The organism is Streptomyces sp. NBC_01426 (assembly GCF_036231985.1).
Taxonomy (GTDB): Bacteria; Actinomycetota; Actinomycetes; order Streptomycetales; family Streptomycetaceae; genus Streptomyces.
In genome coordinates, this window is sequence record NZ_CP109503.1 from 84,831 (window position 1) to 106,679 (window position 21,849).

A 21,849-nucleotide genomic window follows, 5' to 3' on the forward strand; every position below is an offset into this window, starting at 1 on the left:
CAGGGGGCAGGTGAGGGGGAGGACACGTTCGGTCAGCTGCCCGGTGAGCTGGGTGTCGGTAGACCCCCAGCTCACCGGGCACGAAGAATCGTGCTGGGCGTCGACGGCGGCATTGAGGTCGGGGTGCTCAGGCGACTTCACGCTGACAAGCGGTGGTGCGGCTCTGTGCTTGGAGGAGCTGGATGGGCGCGGTTAACCTGGTTCAACGGCGTGCGGCCGTTCGCCCTCACTGCGATTGAGGGCGAACGGCCGTGGGTCTTGCTCTGGTGTGGGGCCTATCAGGTGGTTGCCTTACCGATGCAGAACCACACGGTGCCCGCGCCGAGCCCTCCAGCGGCGGTGATGCAGGGTACGCAGGCCGCGCCGGCGGTTCCCACGCAGGCGGCGGCACACGCGGTTCCGATCAGCGCAAGGGTCCAGGACGAGATGCCCGCGCTGGCCAGACAGTTGTTCAGCTTGCTCCAGCTGAAGCCGGAGGCCGAGAGCTGCGGCTGCTTGACGCTCAGATCCTTGGGCAGGTTCGCCGCATTGATGATCTTGTCGGCCGTGAGGGCGCCGTTGCGCCACACCTGTGCGTGGCCTGTCTTGTCGTCATGGACGAGTTGCATCTCCAGCGTCTCGATCAACTTGCCGGACGGGTCGTACACCGCGTTCAGGCTCGCGCCGACGACCTGGCCGCTGATGGGCATGGCGACCTGGGTGTTGCCGTTCTTGAACTTGTAGACGGTGGCGCCCTCCGTCACCAGGGACGAGCCGGTCTTGAGGTGCGCAGTGATCTTCTTGCCGTCCACATCTGCGCTGACCCTGTGCACCCATGTCTTGGCCCGCTCCCCGTCGATCACGGAGGACTGGCTCTGAAGTGCCTGGATGTTCTTGGCCAGCGCGGCGGTTTCGGGCGAGACATCGCCTGCGAAGGAAGCCGAGGTGAAGGCCGAAGGGGCGAACGCGTGGCTCTGCGCTGCGGTTGTGCCGACGAGGGCCAGGCCGGCCAGGGCGGCGGTGGCTATGCGATAGGAGAGCTTCAAGGGAGCGTTTCCTTCTTGATCACGGATATGTGAAAGTTGCTCGCACGGATCGCGACCATCAGCGCTTGCGAAGAAGCACGAGGAAGACGAGTACGGAACTCGCGGCAGCGGCCGCCCACGGAGTGGGGCCGTCACGCCAGGTGACTACGGCTGCTGCAATGGTCAGGGCCGCGTTGAAGCCCGCAATCGCCAGGACTACCCCGGCTGTTCGCTCGTCTTCCATCTGTGTCCCCTGCTGTGGTTGTTCACCGCTGCGATCGGAAATGACCATATGGGTGAGATAAGGCGCCCTCAAGTGATCAAGGGGTCATGGCCGTGGTTTCCGGACAGGCTGAGGTGGCGTTACCGTGTCCGGAGTGCTCGCTCGCATCACTGCCTCTCGGCATGGAACGGATCCTGGATCATGGGCAGTTGATCGGATGCGGTCATTCCCGTGGGCTGCTGGTGCACGGCGATCGGCAGTTCGGGTGGGCCTCGGTGAGATGTCCTGATTACGCGACAGAAGCCTTTACGGCGGTCGAACACACCGTTCTCCTGGTCGGTCTCGTCCCAGATGACCTCAACCGGTAGAGGCGATACCGCGTGCCGACCTCCGCGACCTGACGGAGAGCCTCGGAATCGAAGTGCCTGAGTAGGCGCATGAGTCGCGAGCAGAGCAGCGCCCCACGCAGCTGGATCTCGTGCAGCCCATTGACTCCAGCGAGGCCCTGCACCATTCGACGGTCTACGGCGGGCAGTCCTACAGCGAAGACGAGCTCATCCGCGCCAAAAACGTCGCCGCGGCCGTCGGGGCTCCGCCGACGATGACGCCGGCGCAGATGGCCTCGGCTATCCGCATGGTCACCGGTGGGAAGCTCCTGACCACGGCGACGGCAAGGATTCCCGTTCAGCCGTCTGCCGAGCCGGAGCAGGACCTCACATCTCAGAAGACAGATGTCCGCCGTGTGATCAAACGCCTCGTCGCGCAGCTCAACCGCATCACGGAGACCCCGCACGCGCTCATCCATCATCAGCTCAACCAGCAGCTCGGGGGGACGATCGCAACCGCGACCCTGGAATCTCTGAACAGGCGCATGGACGTCCTCGAACGCCTGCTGCGGAGCGCGCGCGGACGCTAGTACTCCAGCAGGATTTTGATGTCTGACCTGCGGGTTTCGCTGGGCGGCTGGAGTGTAGCGGGCTGCGGTGTGGTCAGGGGCGGTCTTCGTCGGGTCGTCCATCGATCGTGCGATAACGCCGCAAGTAGTGGCAGCGGCGGGCGACTGCTTGGCGCTGGCGGCGCCATTTCGACCAGCTCAGCGCGTGGTGTCGTCCTCGGTGGCCACGGAGGTGTGGGGGCCGGGGCCGACAAGCTGCCAGGAGTCGCCGAACCTCCGCCACTGTGAACTCGATTGCCCCTGCTGCCTCATTGGTGCCACCCCCTTTTCCCGGAGCTCGCGCGCTGTGGAGGCGAGGAAGGCGTGGGCGAGCATTGCGAGGGTGATGTGCCGGTACCAGCCGACGTAGCGACGGACTTCGTACTGGTCCAGGCCGCACTCGTTCTTCGCGGCCTGGAAGCACTCCTCGATCGCCCAGCGTGTCCCGGCGATCCGCACCAGCTCCTGAACGGTGGTCTCCAACGGGGCGTAAGCGAGGTAGTAGGCAATCTCGTTGGGCTTGCGGATGCTGCGGCGGGCCAGTGCCCACCGCATCCGGTGGGGGACTTCGCCCTGGTAGTCGAACTCGGCGACGGCCGGCAGCCGCACCGCCGCCCAGTGGTAGAGGCGGGGTCCCTTCGCGCCGTTACCGCACGAGATCTTCTCCCATGCCTCGTCCGGGGCCTGCGCGAACAGGCCGTCGATGCGGGGGCAGCCCACGGCTCAGGCAAGTCGACGCCCTGACGTGGCAGGAATTCGAGAAATACGTCGCGGAACTGTGCCGGCGGGACGGCTGCAGAAGGGTCGTCGTCAGCGGCAAGAGCGGCGACCTGGGCGCGGACGCTGTCGGCTACCTGGCCGACGGCCGCAAGCTGGTCATCCAATGCAAGAAGTACGCGGCGCACCGGAGTGTGCCCTCACAGGACATGCAGAAGTTCGTCGGCACCGCCCGCCTCGAGCACGGCGCGGACGTCGCCTTGTTCGTCACCACCGGCCACGCCTTCACGAGGGACGCGCTGGGCCTGGCGCTGCGCCAGGACATCGTGGCCCTGCACCGCGATCTGCTGGGCTCCTGGGTCAAGGGCGCTCACTTGGAGACGCTGATCCCGTTGAACGGCAGTGGCGGCGGCACCAAGCGGCGCCCCTCTGCCTGACCGGCCGAAGAGGACGACGGACGGCGGAGCCCGACAAGACGAGACGGGGCGGGGCGGCAACCGTGTGGTTGCCGCCCCGCCCCGTGCTGATACTGCGTGTGCGGGTCAGAGGCGGTTCTGGCCGTAGTAGCCGCCGACCTGCTGGTGGTAGTCGGCGTTGCCGAGGTGCTTGTCCTTGTCGAACTCGGGAGCATTCTTGATCTGCTCCTTCGTGCGGTCCACGAAGATCTTCTTGTCGTCGGCGTCGACGCGGCTGACGGTGCCGGCGGGCAGGAGGACTTCCTTGCCGAAGATCCACGGGCCGGTGTCGACCACGATGTAGGCGGAGCCGACCTCGTCGGAGTGCTTGTCGACCTTGCCGATGGAACCGTCGCTGGCCTCGACCTTGTAGCCGGTCAGGTCGGTGGTGTCGGCGGCCAGACGACCGGACGTCTCACGGTAGCCCCACAGGTTCTCGGTCATCCGAAATCAACTCCTTTACGGGCCGGGAAAATGAATTCCCGACCGAATTCATATTCGTGATATGCGTGCGGCGGAACATGCGTTCCGGCCTGACCTTCGCATGCCCCACATTCGCGGCTACACACACTTGGATTTGATTCGGGCTGGGACGGCCGCCGATCTTTGGAGGTGAGCAGTGTCCCCTGCTGCGTCACGGCGACCGCCCCCGCTGTCGGCCCTATTACCCCCGATATCCGATTTCACCCGAAAGGCAAAACCAGACCTCGGACGGAGACATGACTGTGGCCTGCCACCCTCGCCGATCGGGGGTGACAGGCCACAGTCAAACCAAGCCTGAGCTGCGTCAGACGTGGCGGTCTACCAGCGGTACCAGCGACCGCTGCCGCCCTTGGGTCGGGCGACGAATCCGATGAGCCACAGCACCAGGACAGCGATAGCGACCCACCAGAGAATCTTCACCGCGAAACCCGCGCCGAAGAGAATCAGAGCCAACAGAAGAACAAGAAGCAGGGGAACCATGATTATCAACCTCCGAAGCACCTTGTGCCCGACCGCGCTCCGACCATGCATCAGCAGGATCGGTGACAGAGTTCTTACCGGCACCCCAGTTCGCGGCTCAGGTTCGCCGACGGCGTCGAGGGTCTGCACCATGAACTTCACGGTTCCGCAGCGTCTCGGCCGCGCTTCATCTCGTACACGGTGAAGATGACCCGGCAATGCGGGGCGCGGCCTCGAACTGGATGCCGTGCTTGGCGAGTGCGTCGAGCGGCGGCGCGTACCCGATGCGGATGTTGGCGGTCGGGGTGTCCCAGCCGTCGTCGTAGATCGCGCCCGTAGGCTGCTCCGTTCCGTTGAACGAGCGGCCGAACAGCCGGAACAGTCCTGGCAGCGGTTGACTCGCTCGATACAAGCCGAGCGTCTCAGATGTTCGGGTTGGGATAGCGCAGCGCCGAACACTTCCTGTCCCATCCTTCTCGGCACAAATAGATATCGATGTACCGAATCACGGTGTCATCGTTTGCAGACACCGAGAATGCCTTAGTGGTATTGCATTGGTTATTGTGCCGCTTCGCCCCATCCCAGTACCCGCTCACTCTGATATAGAAGTAGACCCCTTTTCCATCGGCGCAATTAAGATCGGCCAGGTTGGCGTAGGGTATTGCGAAGCTCTTGGATCCGGCTGGCCAATTTATGGTGCCGAAGACTTGCGCAGTCGATCGTCCGTCCACAGAGAGGTGGACGTTGAACTGGCTGGTCCGAGCAGATGGAACGGCACTCGCCGTTACTGCCTGTCCGAGAACCATTAGCAGTGCGAACGGGGCCACGGCTGCCGCTCGCCACGAATATCGAGCCATGGGGACACCTCATCTCGACATATGCAACCGCACATCTGGGCCTTATTCCAACGGGCCCGTAGCCTGGAGAAGAACCTCGATCCGGGCAGACCGTGCGAAAACCAGGCCCTTAAGCATCAGATTAAGTCGGGTCTAGGATTATCGCCATCCAAGCATGTCTTCGCCAGGCTCGCCGCGGAGCCGCAGGCGCTCGTGGCGGAACACCTCACGGTGACCGTTCCGGGCCGCTGCAGCAGGGGTCACAGATGTACCCGCCCTGGCGCCGGGCGGCGCGACTGCCAGCCGTCCGCAGCTCTACTGGACTTCCTCGCGAGAGGGGCAGAACTGCTCAATGAGCATCGGGGCACCGAGCGCGAGGCTGGTGAGCTTGCGGTGGGCGGCCTCCAGCGTTCGCACTACGGCGGGCAGGCCGGCCGGTGGTGCGGACTGCCCGCCGCAGGGGCGGCCGGGCGCGCGTGACCCGCAGCTCTGCGCGACATCGCCGCCCTGAAGGAGCTTCAGGTGTCCGGCGGTCAGGGCCTTGTGAGTGGTCATCCAGCAGGCCAGCACGCTGCGGCTGACGGCATCCATGGGTACCACTCGCGCGCACGTGGGCACGCGGCAGCGGGCGGTCCAGCTCGAGGTCGGTCAGCCGCATCGGGTGCAGCGCGGTGAAGCCGCGTCCGGTACACGGCGAGGGCGATCAGGGCGACGGAACGTTCCCAGGTGGCCTCGACATCCGCTCCGGGGCCTCTTCACCGGTTCAGTTCGATCCTCCCCAAGGGCCAGGCGTCGCCCGACCCCGCCCCCGTCGATTCCTCAGGGAACGGCATGTATACCGCCTTCGGACCGCAAGCTGAGCGCATGACAACTCGTACGCCGACGCCCCTACACACCAGCGCACCCCTGCCGTTCGCCGCCGCTACCAACGGGTGGCGCATCGCCTTCGGTGACCCCGACCACCAGGACATCACCGTGACGCCGATCGTCGGCTGGATCTCCCTGCTCGCCGGCGCCCCGTCCTCCCTGCCCGACTCCCCGGTGGAACCGGTGATCTTGTGGGACAACGTGAAGGACCCGCTGATCGGCCCGGCGCTGGAGTACCTGCAGAGCAACCCGGGCGTCTACATCCACCAGGTCCTCGCCCCCGGATTCGATGTCCGGGAGGCGCCCGCGGGCTGGAAGATCATGGAGTACGGCGACCAGTGACCTCCACCCTCGCCCCGGGTGCGCGCGTCCGGCAGCCCGGGGTGAGGGTGGAGGCATTGCCAGGCACCCGGTCGTCGTGTATCCCATCGCCGAGGTCCACGTCGGCCAAGACGACACGGCGAGTTCAGCGGCTAACAGACCCGGTCGAGTGAACGACCTTGTGTCGAACCTGGACCACGCCCTGGGATGTAGACATGAGCACCTTCAAGCCCTATCCGGCTGACACCGCCTGGCGCTTCCGGAATCGCGCGAGCGGTCACCTCTTCACCACTCCTCTTCTGCTGAGCTGGGAGGTCAACGGCGATCCCGTCTCGGATGACTTCACACCTGAGGAGATCACCGCCTCAGAACTTTGGAACCGCTGGTTCTCCCAGTACGGCAAGAGCGGTCCGACGAAGGTCTACTGGTTTGTCACAGGCAGGGGCGTCTTCGAAGGGGCACCATTCGGCGTGAACAACCCCACCGGCGAGGACTTCCTTACTCACTACTCCTGGCCGGTCCACTCGGTCACCGAGGACCGGATCAACTTCGCCCGGCTACCGGTCCGGGACAAGTTGTGGGGCGGCAAGCACTGCGACAAGGGCGGCTTCATCCAGCAGTACACCGGTTGGAAGCCCAGTCCGCTCCAGCCCCTCTTCGACGCCGAGGTGATCGCCAAGGCCGCAGGCCTCCCGGGGCACTGAGAGTCACCCGTTCATGTCCGCTGGCGGGGCAGAGATCGCCACGACACCCCGGGGAACGCTGGCTATCGGCCCGCCTTGCTTGGGCCGTTCGCAAGGGGGGCCCCGAACCGCGCGCCGGTTCGGGGCCCCCGCTGCCGTCGCCGCGGGTCAGCCCGCGGCAGCCCTCTCTTCGGCGAGCGCCTTCTTGGCCCGCTGGTAGTCCTCGTACGTCACGGCGTTCAGCACCTCGATCCGGGCGAGCGTCTCCACCATGTCGTCCTGCTTCATCGCGGTGTCCATGAACTTCAGGATCAGCTCCACCATGGCGTGACTCTTCCAGGTGCGCAGTTTCGCCTCGTTCACGGCCGGGTGCGCAGCAGCTCGGGCACGCGGCTGGTCTGGCCGAGCCACGTGGCGACGTGTTTGTCGATGTACTCGACCAGGCGCAGGACGTCGGCGTGGGCATCAGTCAGGGTGAGCCGGCGGGTCCGGCCGCGGCGGTCGGTCTGGCCCGGGAGGGGGACGCCGTCGATCAGTGGCTCGTGGTGGGCGGCGCGGTTGCGCAGGGAGCGGACGTGGCTGGCGGTGGTGAATACCGTGGTCCGCTTGCCGCCGCTGTTCGGGAACGCCTTGTGCAGGGACTTGCGCCACAGGGTGGAGTCGTAGTCGACGTTCTTGCGGTAGGGACCTTCGCCGCGGGTGCCGCCTTTGTCGAGGAGGTTCACCCAGCAGCCGAACGTCGACTCGGCCACCAGCTTCCCGGCCGGTACGGTCCGCAGCGTCTTGGCTTCCGGCTTACCCGTCTTTGGGTCGGTCGGCATGTTGATGTTGCGCCACGTGCTGTGGAAGCCGCGGATCGTGCGGTCGTCGAACAGCTCTGCCTGCGCGTACCAGGCGGTTCCGTAGGCGGCGGCGAGCTGGTCCGCCATGGCGTTGCGCAGGATGATCTCAGTGAGGGCGATCACCTCGGCGAACGCCGCCGATACCCGCACGTTCCACAGATACAGCTCCATCGCCGCCTGCGGTGATGTGGTGGCGGCGATGTAGGGAGCCAAGCGTGGGCGGGAGATCAGCGGCTCCAGTAGCTTGAGCTGCGCTGCTGTCGGTTGTATCTGCACACCAGAGGTGTATCATGTGTGGAAGATTCCCCGGTTCAGCCTCTGGCTTACGCTACGCGGCCGGGGTCAGACTTTTGAAGGCCTTCACCCAGTGGGTGAAGGCCTTCAGCTTTTCCCGGGCCTTGCGCCGACTGTCAACCGCGGTGAGGGCGGGCCACGCCTTCGGGTGAACACCCGGGCGGCGGCCGATGCGGGGCCGATTTCCTCAGCACACTCGCGATCGTGACCGCTACTACACCCCATGAGCCCGGCCGGCTCGACCAGAGTCTTGACAGCGTGCCCGCTCCGGTGGGGGAGACGGTATCCGGTGCGGGCCGGGTGCGGCTGTCGACGTGGCTTTGGCGCTGGGTGCTCGATCCGCGGACGACGTGGCAGGCTCGCCGCCTGGCGGCCGGCTCCTGTTCCGACATGGACGCGAACACCGCCTGGGTGATGGCGCGTCTGGCACGACATCCCGACGAGCGCGCCTTCGCGATGAATCACCTGAATCCGGCGAAGAACGCCCCTCGTCACGAGTGATTCCCGCACCGATGGTCTGATCATCAACAATCGCCGGTCGGTGCGACCACGGCCTGGCCGTCCCGCCTCCACGCCCTCACCGAGGACCGCGAACTCTGCACGCCACCATCTCTTGGCCGGTCTGCAAGAAGAGACCTGATCAGGCGTGTGCCGCATGGACAGGGCAAAGTCGATGTAGCAGCCTCGGTCGTCGCGACCACAGACGCCGCTACCGATGAGCCGGCGGAAGGCTTCGGTGAGTTCCGCCGGCGGCAGGCTGGCCTAGCTGCTGCGCAGCCGGCTCGGGAACCCGTTCGGGGGTCATGGACTGCGCCGGCGTGGGCAGCAGCGCGGCGTGGGGAATCCATGAGCCTGTCCCCCGCACCGATGACTCCAGCCGGTGCGGCCGCAACGAAGGGAAGGGCCCTCACGTGTCGCAGGTCCAAGAGTCCATCGAGGTCGACGTTCCCGTCCGCACCGCCTACAACCAGTGGACGCAGTTCGAGACGTTCCCCAGTTCATGGACGGGGTTGAGAAGATCACTCAGGTGAACGACACCCTGACCCACTGGAGGGCCAAAGTGGGCGGTGCGGAGAGGGAGTTCGACGCGAAGATCACCGAGCAGATCCCCGACGAGCGCGTAGCCTGGACCACGGTCGGTGGTGAGACCAAGCAGGCAGGCGTCGTGACCTTCCACCGCCTGGAGGAGAACAAGACCAGGGTCATGCTCCAGCTGGACTACGACCCCGAGGGTTTCGCTGAGAACCTCGGCGACAAACTCGGCCTCGTCAAGCGACAGGTCACCGGCGACCTGAAGAACTTCAAGAAGTACATCGAGTCCCGCGATGGCGAGTCAGGCTCCTGGCGCAGCGAAGTCTGACCCTCAAGCCGCCGCCTTGGCTCCGCAGGTGTCCGCCGCCAGGACGGGGGTCGCCGCACCGACCAGGGCCCGTCCGCCCTCGGAAACGGTCGGGCCCGGCCGGTCCAGGCTGGAGGCCCCAGCGGTCACGTGTCCCCGTGCAGCGCGTCATCGTCTTCGTAGCGGGCCAGAGCCTGTCCGAGGCCGAACCAGGTCGCCGGCCACGTGGCGACGAAGATGCCCCATCGGTCCGCCCGGTCGATGCCCGCCGGTTCCACCGTCATCGACGTCACCCATGAGGCGACGGACAACCCGATGGTCAGACAGGCAATGGTGTTCGCGTGCTCGCTTCGCAGACCCTTGTCGTGCAGCAACTTGACGATCATGGCGCTCCTCGGCTCGACGGCTGAGCTTCCACCGTCACCCACCCACCGGCCGCCCGCATCCGGGCGCCGGCCCATCGCCTCCCGACCCGGATGCGGCCACCGGTTCTTCCGAAGCCGCAGTGAGCATCGGGCAGCACGCCCGGCCAGGTGGCCGGGCGCCGGCTACCGCCCGGCTTCGGCCGCCTCGACGGCGGACTTGATGCCCTCCCGCGCTTCCGTGAGCCCGTCGCCCACATGGCGCCCGTTTGTAAAGACGATCCGGCAAATTCTTGGTGCTACAGCCCGTGATTCGGCCGCTCGATCTGGCGACGCCGATCCCTCGCAAGGCCGGAGTTTCCCAACATCTGGCCGGCGCCTCGGAGAGGCTGCTGAAGCCCTGTCAAGGCGCACCGGGCGCATTCAACGTTTTTGTGATGCTTCGATGCCGCATCGAACGCTCTCCCGAATCGGGACATGGCGCGTCACACTCGATGAGGTTCGGGCGGTGACCACCCGGGCTGGATGGATTCGACCTGTGAGGGGGCGTCATGGGGAAGATCGTTGGCACGGTCGTGGGAACGGCCGTTGCGCTCGGTGTGGTGGCCGGATTGGGTCTGTGGAGGGCCGACGAGGGTGGGGGCGCGGAGAACGCGGTAGGGGTGGCCGATGAATGCCCGGCGGAGATCGGCCAGGGCAACCACGGGCCCTGCGTTGTCGAGATTCAGCGACAGCTCAACGAGCTTGGCGCCCAGCCGCCGCTCAACGTGGACGGCATCGCCGGGCCGAAGACAAAGCGGGCCCTTGTCGAGTTTCAGCGCAAGCACGGCCTGGCGGCAGACGGCGTCGCGGGCCCGAAGACGAGGCGGGCGATCTCGGACGCCCTTGCCGCGGGAGTCCCGCCGCCGACCCCCACCTCGACCCCGCCGTCCCCTGCTCCCGTCCCTGCGGCTCCTGCACTGGAGTGGAGACTGGAGCGGGGCACATACACCTTCAACCGCACGTTCACCCGTCAGATCGCCGACCACGCCGCGAGGTACAAGCTGGAGAAGCGGACGACGGAGATGTTCGAGTGCAATATCGCCGGGTCGCTGGTCACCAAGGGCTTGGTCATCGGCAGGGTCCCGGGCGTGGGCGCCTATATCGCCAAGGGCAAGTCCAGCATGTGTAAGCGCATGACCAAGAGGGCAGCCAACGACCTCGTGGCAACGGCGAAGGAGGCTGCCGCAGCGAACGCCTGCCTGGTGAACGAGACCGGGGACTACGCCGGCTTCTTCCAGGGCGGGGAAACCTTCCGCGTCGAGCGCGGCACGAAATGCTGGAACTGATCCTTCGGAAACTGAACCTCATGGCCTCGCGGGAACATGCCCGCGAGGCCATCAGGTCGTTGCGCACCACACAGGACAGCTCTTCCGTCAGGTCAGGTACCCGACCAAGACACCGACCCCCTACGCCTTCCCAACGGAGGCACACGATCAACCTGCAGGAGCTCGCCGAACGCGGATGGCCGACCAGCTTCCTGGCCGAGCGGTTGTATTCCACCCCGCACACACTCGCCGCCATCCGCGGCCGGCAACGCCGGCGCCTGGCCCTCGCCCCAACGCCTGGCCGCGCTCCTGCTCGCGATCCGGCGGATCACGGCATCGCCGAGCACCGAAGGCGCCTGACAAGACTCGCCGCCCTGCAACGAGCCCAGCTGATGCAGACCGTGACGACGATGGTGCAGCGTCAGCCGCCGGTGCTCTGAGCACCTCATCCTGCGGCTCTGCCTCCGTGTGCCGCTTTTCCGAACAGGGGGACATCCCCCGCTGTCACATCGAGGCGCAGACGCCGGAAGCGCAAAGGGTGTCGGTGGATACCGCCGTGATCGACGGCGGTGTCGGCGCTGATCTCCGCCACCAGGCCCGGGTCGACGAGAACGACGTCCAGGACGTCGCGGGAGCCCCACGCTGCCGAGAACCGTGCACCGGTCCACGGATGCCCGGCGGATGCGGCCGTCAGGCGTTCAGCGACCTGGCGCGCCTGGTCCGGGCGCAGGGGCGCGGTGCGGCCGACGGCGCGCAGCCGGCCGGTGTCGTCGTGGCGGCCGAGGATGAGGAGCTGGGGGCGGGCGAGGGTGCCGGTGACGCCACCGATGATCGCTTCGGTGGTATCGCGACGGCGGATCTTCGTCCAGCCGCGGTGGTTGGGCAGGTAGCGCTGGTTGGTGTTCTTGATGAGGATGCCTTCGACGCCGGAGACGTCCGTCCAGGACTCCAGCCACTCGCGGGCTTTCGCGAGGTCGGTGGTCATCGGGCACAGCGTCCACGGCGCACTCAGGCCCCGGGCCGCGAACAGCACCTCCAACCTTCGGCGACGCTCCCGATACGGCAGGGCCAGCAGCTCGGCGCCGTCGGCCTGAAGAAGGTCGAAGACGATGAAATAGGCGGGGGTTCGAGCCGCCAGGGCGCTGGCGCCGCGGGCGCGGGCGGCGGCCCGGCGCTGGAGCGCCTCGAAGGACAGCCTGCCTTCCTCGGGGTCCCAGACGAGGAGCTCACCGTCCAGGACCAGGCCGTGGGGGAGCTGCTCGATGGCGGCCGCGACGAGGTCAGGGAAGCGGTCCTGGATGAGCGAGCCCCGTCTTGTCTGGAGCAGCACCGGCTCGCCGGGGGCGGGCGGGGTAAAGAGGAGGGCCCGGTGTCCGTCGAACTTCTGCTCGTACGCCACATCGCGCAGCAGGCCCGCGGGAGGAATCGCTTCTGCGGCTTGCGCCAGCATCGGCTCCACCGGCGGCCGCAGCGTCATCGCATGCCCTCCGTTCGCGAGCCCGCAGTTCGGGTCATGTGCGGGACAGGGCCTTCGCCAGGTCCTCGCGGGTCATGTTGGAGCGGCCACGGACGCGCCACGACCGCCACCTCCTCCACGACCCCCTCCTCCAGCTCACGGCGCCTACCCACTGCGCGCCACTGGACGTCGCGGCCGGCCCGCACGCGTGTCTGCCGAACGGGTCACGAACCGGAGCGCCGACTTCCCTCACAGAATCGAACAGGTTTACGATTCAAGGGTGACCGATCAGAGCACTTTCCCCGACGACCTCCTCCAGCTCCAGGAGCGCCTCCACCGCGCCCACACCGAACACCGCGCCTACCTCGCCGACCTGCCCTGGAGCGTGGAACCCCTCGCGGGTTGGACGCGTGGCGAGCGGTTCTCCCATCGCGGCGACGTCCCCGACAGCCCCGGCTGGAGCGACGAGCAGAAGGAGACGGTCGACCGGATGTGGGCCGAGATCCGGGAACTGTCGATCGCCGTCGCCGGCCACCCCCACTGGGCGTCCGTCCCTCGCGACGTTCTGGTGGATGCCCGGATGCGGCTCAAGAAGCAGACCCGCCCCGTCGAACCCCGTATCGAAGTGGCCGAGGCGGCGTAGCAGCCATGCAGGACCCCCTCCTGCCCCTGCCACCGGCCCTGGACCAGCTCCTGGTCATACGGCGCTGGCTGGAGCTGACCCTCGCCCGCGTCGACGAAAGGATCACCGCGGTTCGCGCCGCAGGCGAACAGCGCGCCCACCGCCTACCGCCACCGGAACCACCCCGCTGGTGGATCGAATACGGCATCGGCGCCGGCCGACGGCCCGACCGCGTCCACACCGGCGCCTGCAAAGTCACCAGCCGCGGCCGCGCCGCCAACCGCGACATGGTTCTGGAGGTACTGCGCACGGTGCCGTCGGCGATCGCGTGTCCGCTGTGCCGACCCGACAGCGAACTGGGACTGCTCGAGAGCTAGGCCAGGAGCGTGAACAGGCTCAGCGAGTGGTCGCCGCACCGCTGCAGCGGTGTGCACGGGGGGGCAGAACTTGCTCGATTCCCCAGGTTTTCCGACTGAGGCAATCTGCCGGATCAGAAAAACTTGCCTATTCTGAGAACTTGCCCAAGTGCGTAAAGCGGCGCTGCGGGCAAGTTTTCGAGGTTTCCAGACTAGGAAGGTGGGCGTAGTGGACTCGATCAACCCCGCCGACAGGGTGCTCGAACGGGGCATGGAGGCTCTACGGACACTGTTCGGGGATGGGTGGGCGGTAACGGAAGGCCGCGGGCACTACTCGGAGGGTTACGGAGCCTTCTATGACCTGAAGCCACTGGGCGAGAATGTCACCGCCCTGCTGTACGTGGAGGACTTCGACTCGGTGACACCACGGACGGTCGAGACCGAGCTGGCTCCCAGAGCCCACCTGCTCCGACACCTTGTCACGGAAGCACACATGGTGGTGGTAGCCCCCTGGATCTCCACCAAGGCCCAGCAGCTCCTGCTGTCCCACGGCATCGCCTACCTCGACCTGACGGGCAATGTCGGGCTACGGATCTCCCGACCTGCCGTGTTCATCCACAGCGTCGGCGCTTCTCGCTCACCCCACCCGACGAGCCGAACCACCAAGACCATGGCAACCCTGGCAGGTGCGAAGGCCGGCCGCCTGGTCCGCCTTCTGGCCGACGTCCGGCCGCCGTACCGCGCGGCGGAACTCGCCAACGCGGCATCCTTGAGCCTGCCGTACGTCTCCAGGCTGCTGGACACCCTGGAAGACCAGCTGCTCATTCGGCGCACGGGGCGAGTCATCAACACGGTTGATTGGCCCGGCCTGCTGAGGGCCCGCGCTGCCGAGACCAGCCTGCTGCGCCCGGACGCTTACACCGGGATGGTGGCGACCAACGGCATCGCCTCCGTTCTCAACCGCATCTCCCGGCTCCCCGCCAGAGAGCGGGACGGCCTGGCCGTGACCGGATCCGTCGCGGCACACCGACTGGCCCCCCTGACCGCGCGTGGTCAGCTCATGGTGTACGTCGCCGACTGGCTGGCCATCGACGAGGACCTGGAGGACCACCTGGGTCTGCTGCCGACGAAGGAGAATGCCGACGTCATCCTGTTGCGCCCAAGCGATGAAGTGGTCTTCGAACGCCTCCGTGAGGTCGACGCCCGGCAGGAGGTTTCCCTGAGCCAACTTGTTCTGGACTGCTTGTCAGGCCCGGGACGCATGCCGGCTGAGGGGGAAGCGGTGATCAAGGAGATGCTTCGAGATGAGGAGGAGTGGCGGGCGTCCGCCATCGCGGACTTGCCGCGAAGTTCTCTGTTCTAACATCGAGTCACGGCACGTCACCATGAACGCGAGGCACAGTGGCACAGGTTCCCGAAGGCGTCGACCCGCAGCAGCTGACCGTTGTTGCCCGGCGGGTCCTTCTCGACGGCCTGACCGCGCTCAGGGAGCACCTGCCCGCCCTCACCATCGTGGGGGCCCAGGCCGTCTACCTCCGTACGCCCGACGCGGCAATCAAGAACGCGCCCTTCACCTCGGACGGCGACGTCAGCATCGACCCCCTGCTGCTCGGTCCCAATCCGCTCGTGGACAAAGCCATGGAGGGAGCCGGTTTCTCCCTGCGGCAGGCCCATCAGCCAGGGTTGTGGGAGCGTCCGGAGGTGATCGCGGGCAAGCTCGTTCCGGTTGAGTTGGATCTGCTCATCCCCAAGCAGCAGGCGCCGAAGGTCGGCAGTCGAAGTGCCACGGTTCCCCCGCACGGCAAGATGTCCGCACGGTGGATCGAAGGCTTGGAGGTGGCCTCCGTGGACCGCTCACCCATGATCGTCGGAAGTCTGGAGCCCGGCGACTCCCGCCAGATCACGGTTCACGTCGCGGGACCGGCCGCTCTGCTGGTGGCGAAAGCCTTCAAGATCAGCGACCGGCTCGCCGACTCCGCGTCTCGTCCCCACCGCCTGGCGGACAAGGACGCCGGGGACGTCCTGCGCATCATGATGACCACTTCCGCACGAGAGGTGGCCGACTCGTTCGCGGTGCTGGTGGAGAACGCGCGTGTCGGGGACATCGCGGTTCAGGGCCTGGGCAAGCTCAGGCGTCTCTTCGGTTCTTCAGCAACGCCGGGAGTGGACATGGCCGTCAGCGCGCTCCAGGGGGATGTGGACGAGACACGGATCCGTACAGTTGCCGCGGCCTTCATGCGCCGGCTGACGAGTCGTCTGGACCACGTGGATATCGGCTAGGGACGGCCTGGGCCCGGTTCTGCCTCCGGCGGATGATTTCGGCCTCGATAGCCCCGATCGAGCCGAGCGGATGCCCCGGGTAGGAGGCGGCCGCGGCCGCCTCCTGGGGTGTGCGGCCGGCACGCTCGCGACGGCGCCTACAAGGGCCAAGGGCTGCGCGGGCGATGGCTTGTTCCCGGGTCGTCATGGAAAACCCCGCTCCTGGTGGCGCGATGAACAAGCTCAATCCCAGGAGGCTCAGGGCGATCGTGTGCGCCGCGCGCGGTGGCCTTGTGTCGACGCCGGTTGAGTCCCCGGCGCCCGCCCAGATGTCGAATGAGCTGGCCCGGCTCTGTGAACTGCCGCAGCCCCGGCCTGGGTATCTCGGACCGGGGCTGCGGTGAGGGGCGGGTTATCGGCGGGCAGCGGGCTGGTGCTGGTTGTCGCGGGCCTGGACCGTCAGCGCGCGGTGGTGGCGGCGGGCGACGGAGTCCGAACCGAGGAACAGTGCGGCCGGAGCGAAGTGGGGTGCCGACAGGTGGTGTTCGAGGGCGGGGAGGTAATTCCAACGCAGGCCGGGGTGGGCGGAGTGGGCGTAGTGGTGGAGGTCGCCGTAGGGGAGCCAGGTCGTGGCGGCGAGCATCGCGAGGGCGCGGTTGCGGGGGTAGAGACGAAGGCAGCGGCCCGCTTCGATCTGGGCGGGGGTGCCGGTGCGGTGCTCGGCGTCGAACCAGGTGTGCTCGGCGAGCAGCGAGAACCAGGCGAGTAGCGGATAAAGCAGAAGCCGCGGGATCAGGAACCCCGCGATCAGGCCGGCCGGACCGCCGGTGAGGTATGCAGCGGCGGCCACCGCGGTGAACGCGGCCGCTCGGCCGGGGTGGGGCAACAGGTTTGCGGTGAGGGAAGTGATGGTCACCGTGATGCCGGACGGTGTGAGCGGGTGGACCAGGGCGAGCCCGTACCGGGTGCGGGTGATGCCGGGGGCCAGGCCCGCGTCGGCGAGTTCGGCGAGGTTGGGGTCGGTGGAGAGGGTGGCGGCGGGGTGGTGGTCGCGGACGTGACGGCGTCGGCGAACCTCGACCGGAGCGAAGCCGAGAGGCAGGTGTGCGCCGAGTGCGGCCAGGACGTGGTTGGTGCGACGAGTGCGTGCCAGAACACCGTGGATCGCGTGGTGGCTGATCTCCTGGAGGTGACGGAACTGCACGGCGACCCCAGCCGCAGCCGCCACCGCGCCAAGGGGGCCGTGCGCGGCGAGCAGCCAGTACCCCGCGATCTGCATCCACTGCCCGACCAGCAACAGCACGGGCGTTACGTCGTTGGCTCGACTCCGTTGGAGGGCTATGAGCCCGGTAACGCTCTCTATGCGCGGACGGCGGCCAGCGAAGTGAGCGCGATCTACCTGCCGCAGAGCGACACCGAGAGTGAGCAGAAATAAGGCGAGCGGCATATGACGGCCCCGAGAGACAGGGGTGGGCAACGACCCCCACCCGGACATCACTTAGCGTATATCTAGTCCACTAATTAGGCGGGGGTGTGGGCGCAATGCGGCCCAAGCCCTACCCTGCTGTCCTTCGGCAAGAGGTGGGGGACGGGTATGCGCGCTCTGGAAGACGTGAAGAACCAGGTCAGGGGGCTGACTTCTCGTCGGTACGTGGAGGAGGCGGTAGCTGCCTACGGAGCCGCGGCGTACCGTGCCGCGTTGATCTCGATCTGGATCGCGGTGGCCGCCGACATCATCGCCAAGATCCGACTGCTGGCCGATGAACGCGAGGCCGTGGCAGTCAAGCTGCGCGACGAGTTGGACAAGGCGATCGCTGACCAGAACGTGAACGCCTTGCAGGCGTTCGAGAGGAACCTGGTCGAGCGCGCGCACAAAGATCTGGAGCTGATCGGCGCGCGTGAGGCCGTGGAGCTTGGGCGGCTTTATTCAGACCGGCACCTGTGCGCGCATCCCGCCTTTGTCGCCGGTGGCGAGGAGTTGTTCGATCCGACACCAGAGCTGGTGCGCGTCCACCTCGCGACCGCCGTGGATGCTCTGCTCTCGCACCCCGCCGTCACAGGACGCAAGGCGATCGACAGGTTCGGACGGGAGATCGAGTCGGAGTCGTTCCCACGAGACGACGACCGACTCAACGACCACCTTCGGGCCAGCTACATGGATCACGGGACGAAGGCGCTGAAGGCCAACCTGATCAAGGTGGTCTGCAAGGAGTCGCTGAAGACGGACCTGCCGCAGCCAACGCTCCAGCGCACCGTGCGTGCGGCTCGGGAGCTTCAGAAGATCGCGCCTCACCTGTTCGAGGAACAGGCGCAGGTCGTCCTGAACGCTGCGCAGAACGGCCTCACCGATGACGGGCTCATGGCCCTGGTTGGGGGCCTGTGCCGTGTTCCGGGAACCTGGGAGGCGTTGCACGTGGGGACTCGGGCGCGGGTAGAGGAGGTGCTGCGGACAGCGAAGCCGCTGGACCTTCTGCACAAGCACAACATGTTCTACGGTGCCCTTCCGCTCGCTCCTGTCGACCAGATGCTGCTGAACCGCCTGCCAGACCTCGTCCGGCCCGGCGCTCTCAAGGGCCTCCCTGGCCTGGCGGACCTGGCCACGCCTGGCTTCGCGGCCAACACCATCAACATGTGTCTGGGGCCCAAGGCCGATAAGCGCCTGTTCGGCTCCCTCCTTCCTCTCCTGAAGGAAGCGAGCTCGTACGAAGACGGCGCCTCGATCATCGCCTTCATCAACGGTCTTGCTCAGTGCCTGAACAGCAACGACCTCCTGCTGCTCCTGCAGGTGTGCTCCGCGAACCCCCAAATCAGCGGCTCGGTTCTGGGTAATCGGCAGCTCGGCGCCCTGCAATGGCGAGTTGGACAGGGACCGGAGGAACTGGCTGCCTGGGCGAAGTACAAGGCCGGCGAGATGTTCGAGTGACCACGGGGCGGGTGCGCTTGTCGTGCGCTCACCTCGGCCCGCCGACCCGACGCTCCCTCAATGGTGCGCCGGTTCCTTCACAGGCCGGCCTGGGGAGGAGGTGTGTCATCGGCATGTGGAGTGATCACCGCCCACCCTGCCCCGTCAGGCGTGTGGAATTCAGTACGGCGAGTCGGGATGGTGACGGTCCAGCCGACGCCGCCCAGCTGAGGTTCGCCTGGGCCGAGGCTCACTGGAGGAGCTGATGCCATGACCTCGGCGGAGTGAACCATGCCCCCTTGGACCTCCAGGAGAATGGTGGTCTCGATCGACATCCGCGCGGGATGGTCCCAGTCGGGGCCGTCGCTGTCGGAGCTGTGCAGGACTCTGAACCCCCGCCAGATCAGTTGCACACTCACCCACGTGCTGTCGCCGACCGCATAGGCACTGCTGCGTTTGATCTCGTGGGGGGAGAGGTGAAAGGTGCTGGCGTGGATGGCCGCGTGCATCGGGATGACATGGTGCAACAACTGGGCGGTCAGGCCCCCAACTTGCGAAATGACCACGGCATGGTTGGCGACCGGACTGTTCAGCAGTGATTCAAGATCGGGAGGGGTGGCGACCTTCGTTGCCAGCTCGCGCAGTAGCTGATCGATCCCCCCATCGACCAATCTGAGCTGTCCGGCTCTCGCGCCGAGCACGCGGGTCGCCTCCTCGCGAAGGGACACGTGAAAGTCGTCCTTGCCGAAGTCCTGATCGAGGGTGACGAACCAGATCTCCTCCTCGGTACGACTCGCGGTCTCCAGAAGGGTCAGCCAGATCGCCACGTCCCGCGCCCCGCGGGCCGCCAATTCGTTGCCCTTGCTGTCGTGCCATTGCTGCTGGGCGGGCGGCATACGGTTCGCCTCGCGTCGTAGGGCCTCGTCTGCGGCTCCGGCCGGGGTGGGAAGGATGGCGAAGACGCCTTCCAAGGAGGCCCGTCGATGCCTGGCCGCATCGTCCAGCTGTAGTCCAGTCACAGCACCGGAGAGGTCACGGTCGAAGGTCTTGCCCAGCACGGAGAGGGCCTTCCCGGCCGAGATGAGGGCAAGGTCCGTCTCGTGACGGTGATGCGCGACGTGTTCAATCGCGACCATCTCGGGCAAGGCAAGCTGGCGGTCATGAAGAGCGGCGATCTTGCGGAGCATGCCGAGAACCGCACCGTGCGGGAACGCCACGTGCTTGAGCTGATTGGTGTCGAGGACGATCACGGGTTCCCCCCGGTGCGGGCAACTGACGGTGGCCTACAGGCTGGCGACGGTGGCGTTAATGCGGGCTTCGTCCCAGGTGCCAGCGTCGAGCTGGGGGCGGGCGGCGGCTTCGTAGGTCTGCAGGGTGCGGGGGGCGGAGTCGGCGCCGTGGCCCCAGACACTTTCGAATCGACCGGCCCAGCGTCCGATCCCCTTGAAGTAGACGGAGGAGCGGCCGCGGTTGTAGTCGGCGTCGCCTTGTTCCTCTTCCACGAGGGCGGCGGCGTTGGCGAAGACGACGACGTCGACGGCCTGGTCGGCGCGCAGGCGGTCGCGGACGGCGAGTCCGCAGGTGACGCCGAGGTCGCGGTGCTGGCCGATCAGGGCGAGCAGGTTGCGGGCGAAGTCCTCTTTGGCGAGGTCGGCGGCGAAGACGATGAAGAGGCGGTCGATGCGACCGCCGGCTTCGGTGAAGCGTCGGTTGGCGGAGATGTACTCGCGGCGGCCGGTGAGCAGGCTCGGGTTGGTGGTCAGGTCGGCGGCCAGGATGCGCTGGGGTTGTGCCTGGGCTTCGGTGACGGTGTTGACGAGCAGGGTGGACAGGCGGGGGACTTCCGCGGCGTACACGCGCAGGTGGCCGTCGGCGATCTCCCCGTAGTCGCTGATGAGTTCTGCTTCGAGTTGGGAGCGGACCCGGTCGTAGTACTGGGCATCATCCATGGCTCGAAGGTTAGTGACCCGGCGAAGGTGGATGTAGTTCTTTCGCATCCAGTAGTGCCCGGCGACCAGTATGAGGATCAGGGCGGCCTGGACGATCAGGAGCAGTTTGAGGTTGACGCGTTCGGCGGCCCAGCCGATGACGGGCACGACCAGGCCGGCGATGCCGACGGCGGCGCCGAGGGCGGGTGAGCCCAGGGCCTGGGTGGCCCGGTTGAGCGTGCTCGGGCGTGCGTCGGACATCCTGTTCCTCCCGTGGCGGCTGCTGCCGCCTTTGGGGGTTCATGATTCCCGAGCCCTGTCGCCCGGTCCAAGGATTCGGCGGATTTCCCGTGGTGGAAGGCCGGTTCGCCGCCGGCGTGGCCGGGGTTCAGGCGTCCTGTTCGCCGGTGAGGGTCAGGTCGTAGTCGACGGACCAGCGGTCCGCCGGGATGAGGAGGTCGGCGGTCTCCACGGGACGGTCGTCGCTGTCGTGGAAGGTCCGCTCGATGAGCAGGGCGAGGGTTCCGGTGGGAATGCCGAGGGTCTGGGCCTGGTCGCGGTCGGTCTGCACCGGTCGGGGTCGTTCGACGGTGCGGGTGACGGTGATGCCGAGGTGGGCCATGCGGTCGATGACGCTGCGTCCGGCGAAGGGGCCGCCGTCGGGCAGGACGATGGCGGTGCCGCCGGTGATGGCCATGGGTTCCCAGCTGACGGACGTCATCGCGGGCCGGCGCCGCTCGTCGAGGAATTCGTACACGGTCTTCACGCAGGGGTCGCCCGCCTCGATGGCCAGGCGTGTGGCGATGTGCGCGGGGGCGGGGACCTTGGCGGTGCTCTGGGCGTCCCAGGTGGCGACCCCGGTGGGGGCGAGGGGCGCGGTGGGGTATCCGGGGGCCGGACTGCGGAGCATGTGCAGTCGTTCCTGGGGCGCGCGGACGTAAGTGCCGGCTCCGGGGCGGCCTTCCAGGAGGCCTTCGGCGATGAGGAGTTCCTGGGCGCGGCGGATGACGTTCTCTCCGACCCGATACGTCTCGCCGAGGGCGTCGCGGGAGGGGAGGCGGGTGCCGGGGGGCCATTCGCCCTCGCTGATGAGTCGCCGGAAGGTGTCGGCGACCAGCAGGTAGGGGGCGTTGGTGCGGCCGGCCATGGATCTCCTTCGCCGGCTGCCGTGGTGCGTCACGGCAGCGCGTTCGGTGTGGG

The 21,849-nt window shown here is 67.1% G+C and carries 25 protein-coding genes and 3 pseudogenes; 12 read left to right on the forward strand and 16 right to left on the reverse strand.

The window, feature by feature from the left end; genetic code table 11:
* Nucleotides 1–278 precede the first annotated feature (278 nt).
* Both OG906_RS42890 and OG906_RS42895 read right to left on the reverse strand, forming a co-directional pair.
* On the reverse strand, nt 279–1,025 hold the full coding sequence (locus OG906_RS42890) for a hypothetical protein (protein ID WP_329449334.1): 747 nt from the start codon (nt 1,023–1,025) through the stop codon (nt 279–281).
* A gap of 58 nt (nt 1,026–1,083) precedes the next feature.
* Nucleotides 1,084–1,296 carry a hypothetical protein gene (locus OG906_RS42895; protein ID WP_329449335.1) on the reverse strand — a complete coding sequence of 71 codons (213 nt, stop codon included), beginning with the start codon at nt 1,294–1,296 and terminating at the stop codon, nt 1,084–1,086.
* Between the two features lie 409 nt (nt 1,297–1,705).
* Here OG906_RS42895 and OG906_RS42900 point away from each other — a divergent pair, with 409 nt between their 5' ends.
* Nucleotides 1,706–2,143 (forward strand): hypothetical protein, encoded by a 438-nt coding sequence (locus tag OG906_RS42900; protein WP_329449336.1) that lies wholly within the window; start codon nt 1,706–1,708, stop codon nt 2,141–2,143.
* A 177-nt stretch (nt 2,144–2,320) separates the two neighbouring features.
* Here OG906_RS42900 and OG906_RS42905 read toward each other — a convergent pair.
* Nucleotides 2,321–2,872, reverse strand: a pseudogene (locus tag OG906_RS42905) (IS701 family transposase); the annotation flags it as partial.
* Between the two features lie 11 nt (nt 2,873–2,883).
* Between OG906_RS42905 and OG906_RS42910 the strand changes: the two are divergent.
* A pseudogene (locus OG906_RS42910) lies at nt 2,884–3,315 on the forward strand (restriction endonuclease); the annotation flags it as partial.
* Between the two features lie 105 nt (nt 3,316–3,420).
* Here the strand turns inward: OG906_RS42910 and OG906_RS42915 are convergent.
* The 4 genes from OG906_RS42915 to OG906_RS42930 all read right to left on the reverse strand — a co-directional run bounded on the left by OG906_RS42915 (nt 3,421) and on the right by OG906_RS42930 (nt 5,666).
* A complete protein-coding gene (locus OG906_RS42915) occupies nt 3,421–3,777 on the reverse strand; it encodes a PRC-barrel domain-containing protein (protein ID WP_329448282.1) in 357 nt (118 codons plus the stop codon).
* 357 nt (nt 3,778–4,134) lie between these two features.
* Complete coding sequence (locus tag OG906_RS42920; RefSeq protein WP_037792689.1) at nt 4,135–4,296, reverse strand: hypothetical protein; 162 nt, start codon at nt 4,294–4,296, stop codon at nt 4,135–4,137.
* Nucleotides 4,297–4,462: 166 nt separating this feature from the next.
* The gene (locus OG906_RS43910; protein WP_443067523.1) at nt 4,463–4,687 is read right to left on the reverse strand and encodes a hypothetical protein; all 225 of its coding nucleotides are present in this window, start codon (nt 4,685–4,687) and stop codon (nt 4,463–4,465) included.
* 739 nt (nt 4,688–5,426) lie between these two features.
* Nucleotides 5,427–5,666 (reverse strand): hypothetical protein, encoded by a 240-nt coding sequence (locus tag OG906_RS42930; protein ID WP_329449337.1) that lies wholly within the window; start codon nt 5,664–5,666, stop codon nt 5,427–5,429.
* Between the two features lie 309 nt (nt 5,667–5,975).
* On the opposite strand from OG906_RS42930, the gene OG906_RS42935 reads away from it, so the two are divergent.
* Nucleotides 5,976–6,320 (forward strand): hypothetical protein, encoded by a 345-nt coding sequence (locus tag OG906_RS42935; RefSeq protein ID WP_329449338.1) that lies wholly within the window; start codon nt 5,976–5,978, stop codon nt 6,318–6,320.
* 194 nt (nt 6,321–6,514) lie between these two features.
* On the forward strand, nt 6,515–7,003 hold the full coding sequence (locus OG906_RS42940; RefSeq protein WP_329449339.1) for a hypothetical protein: 489 nt from the start codon (nt 6,515–6,517) through the stop codon (nt 7,001–7,003).
* Nucleotides 7,004–7,150: 147 nt separating this feature from the next.
* Here OG906_RS42940 and OG906_RS42945 read toward each other — a convergent pair whose 3' ends face one another.
* Both OG906_RS42945 and OG906_RS42950 read right to left on the reverse strand, forming a co-directional pair.
* Nucleotides 7,151–7,345 carry a hypothetical protein gene (locus OG906_RS42945; RefSeq protein WP_329449340.1) on the reverse strand — a complete coding sequence of 65 codons (195 nt, stop codon included), beginning with the start codon at nt 7,343–7,345 and terminating at the stop codon, nt 7,151–7,153.
* Nucleotides 7,342–8,100, reverse strand: a complete 759-nt coding sequence (locus OG906_RS42950; protein ID WP_329449341.1) for an Abi family protein — start codon at nt 8,098–8,100, stop codon at nt 7,342–7,344. Before OG906_RS42950 ends, OG906_RS42945 begins: the two co-directional genes overlap by 4 nt.
* A 222-nt stretch (nt 8,101–8,322) precedes the next feature.
* On the opposite strand from OG906_RS42950, the gene OG906_RS42955 reads away from it, so the two are divergent.
* Together OG906_RS42955 and OG906_RS42960 are read left to right on the forward strand one after the other, a co-directional pair.
* Nucleotides 8,323–8,619: a hypothetical protein gene (locus OG906_RS42955; protein ID WP_329449342.1), complete on the forward strand. Its 297-nt coding sequence runs from the start codon at nt 8,323–8,325 to the stop codon at nt 8,617–8,619.
* Nucleotides 8,620–9,029: 410 nt separating this feature from the next.
* Nucleotides 9,030–9,478 (forward strand): annotated as a pseudogene (locus tag OG906_RS42960) (SRPBCC family protein).
* A gap of 3 nt (nt 9,479–9,481) precedes the next feature.
* On the opposite strand, the gene OG906_RS42965 reads toward OG906_RS42960, so the two are convergent.
* Nucleotides 9,482–9,607: a hypothetical protein gene (locus OG906_RS42965; RefSeq protein ID WP_329449343.1), complete on the reverse strand. Its 126-nt coding sequence runs from the start codon at nt 9,605–9,607 to the stop codon at nt 9,482–9,484.
* The gene (locus tag OG906_RS42970) at nt 9,604–9,843 is read right to left on the reverse strand and encodes a hypothetical protein (RefSeq protein ID WP_329449344.1); all 240 of its coding nucleotides are present in this window, start codon (nt 9,841–9,843) and stop codon (nt 9,604–9,606) included. The genes OG906_RS42965 and OG906_RS42970 overlap by 4 nt, the downstream gene beginning before the upstream one ends.
* A gap of 527 nt (nt 9,844–10,370) precedes the next feature.
* Between OG906_RS42970 and OG906_RS42975 the strand changes: the two genes are divergently transcribed.
* The gene (locus OG906_RS42975; RefSeq protein ID WP_329449345.1) at nt 10,371–11,147 is read left to right on the forward strand and encodes a peptidoglycan-binding domain-containing protein; all 777 of its coding nucleotides are present in this window, start codon (nt 10,371–10,373) and stop codon (nt 11,145–11,147) included.
* A 424-nt stretch (nt 11,148–11,571) separates the two neighbouring features.
* On the opposite strand, the gene OG906_RS42980 is transcribed toward OG906_RS42975, so the two are convergent.
* Nucleotides 11,572–12,603, reverse strand: a complete 1,032-nt coding sequence (locus OG906_RS42980) for an ATP-dependent DNA ligase (RefSeq protein WP_329449346.1) — start codon at nt 12,601–12,603, stop codon at nt 11,572–11,574.
* A 259-nt stretch (nt 12,604–12,862) separates the two neighbouring features.
* Between OG906_RS42980 and OG906_RS42985 the strand changes: the two genes are divergently transcribed.
* The 4 genes from OG906_RS42985 to OG906_RS43000 all read left to right on the forward strand — a co-directional run bounded on the left by OG906_RS42985 (nt 12,863) and on the right by OG906_RS43000 (nt 15,840).
* Entirely contained in the window at nt 12,863–13,225 is a 363-nt protein-coding gene (locus tag OG906_RS42985) for a hypothetical protein (RefSeq protein WP_329449347.1), read from the forward strand.
* 5 nt (nt 13,226–13,230) lie between these two features.
* Complete coding sequence (locus OG906_RS42990) at nt 13,231–13,581, forward strand: DUF6233 domain-containing protein (protein WP_329449348.1); 351 nt, start codon at nt 13,231–13,233, stop codon at nt 13,579–13,581.
* Nucleotides 13,582–13,789: 208 nt separating this feature from the next.
* The gene (locus OG906_RS42995; protein WP_329449349.1) at nt 13,790–14,923 is read left to right on the forward strand and encodes a helix-turn-helix domain-containing protein; all 1,134 of its coding nucleotides are present in this window, start codon (nt 13,790–13,792) and stop codon (nt 14,921–14,923) included.
* Between the two features lie 38 nt (nt 14,924–14,961).
* Nucleotides 14,962–15,840: a hypothetical protein gene (locus OG906_RS43000; RefSeq protein WP_329449350.1), complete on the forward strand. Its 879-nt coding sequence runs from the start codon at nt 14,962–14,964 to the stop codon at nt 15,838–15,840.
* Nucleotides 15,841–16,231: 391 nt separating this feature from the next.
* Here OG906_RS43000 and OG906_RS43005 read toward each other — a convergent pair whose 3' ends face one another.
* Nucleotides 16,232–17,122: a fatty acid desaturase gene (locus tag OG906_RS43005; protein ID WP_329449351.1), complete on the reverse strand. Its 891-nt coding sequence runs from the start codon at nt 17,120–17,122 to the stop codon at nt 16,232–16,234.
* Between the two features lie 291 nt (nt 17,123–17,413).
* Here OG906_RS43005 and OG906_RS43010 point away from each other — a divergent pair, with 291 nt between their 5' ends.
* Nucleotides 17,414–18,742, forward strand: a complete 1,329-nt coding sequence (locus tag OG906_RS43010; RefSeq protein WP_329449352.1) for a hypothetical protein — start codon at nt 17,414–17,416, stop codon at nt 18,740–18,742.
* 77 nt (nt 18,743–18,819) lie between these two features.
* Here the strand turns inward: OG906_RS43010 and OG906_RS43015 are convergent, their stop codons facing one another.
* The 3 genes from OG906_RS43015 to OG906_RS43025 form a co-directional block, all read right to left on the reverse strand.
* On the reverse strand, nt 18,820–19,971 hold the full coding sequence (locus OG906_RS43015) for a PIN domain-containing protein (RefSeq protein ID WP_329449353.1): 1,152 nt from the start codon (nt 19,969–19,971) through the stop codon (nt 18,820–18,822).
* Nucleotides 19,972–20,004: 33 nt separating this feature from the next.
* Nucleotides 20,005–20,910, reverse strand: coding sequence for a hypothetical protein (locus tag OG906_RS43020; protein ID WP_329449354.1), 906 nt, complete (start codon nt 20,908–20,910; stop codon nt 20,005–20,007).
* A gap of 127 nt (nt 20,911–21,037) precedes the next feature.
* A complete protein-coding gene (locus tag OG906_RS43025; RefSeq protein WP_329449355.1) occupies nt 21,038–21,796 on the reverse strand; it encodes a GntR family transcriptional regulator in 759 nt (252 codons plus the stop codon).
* Nucleotides 21,797–21,849 lie beyond the last annotated feature (53 nt).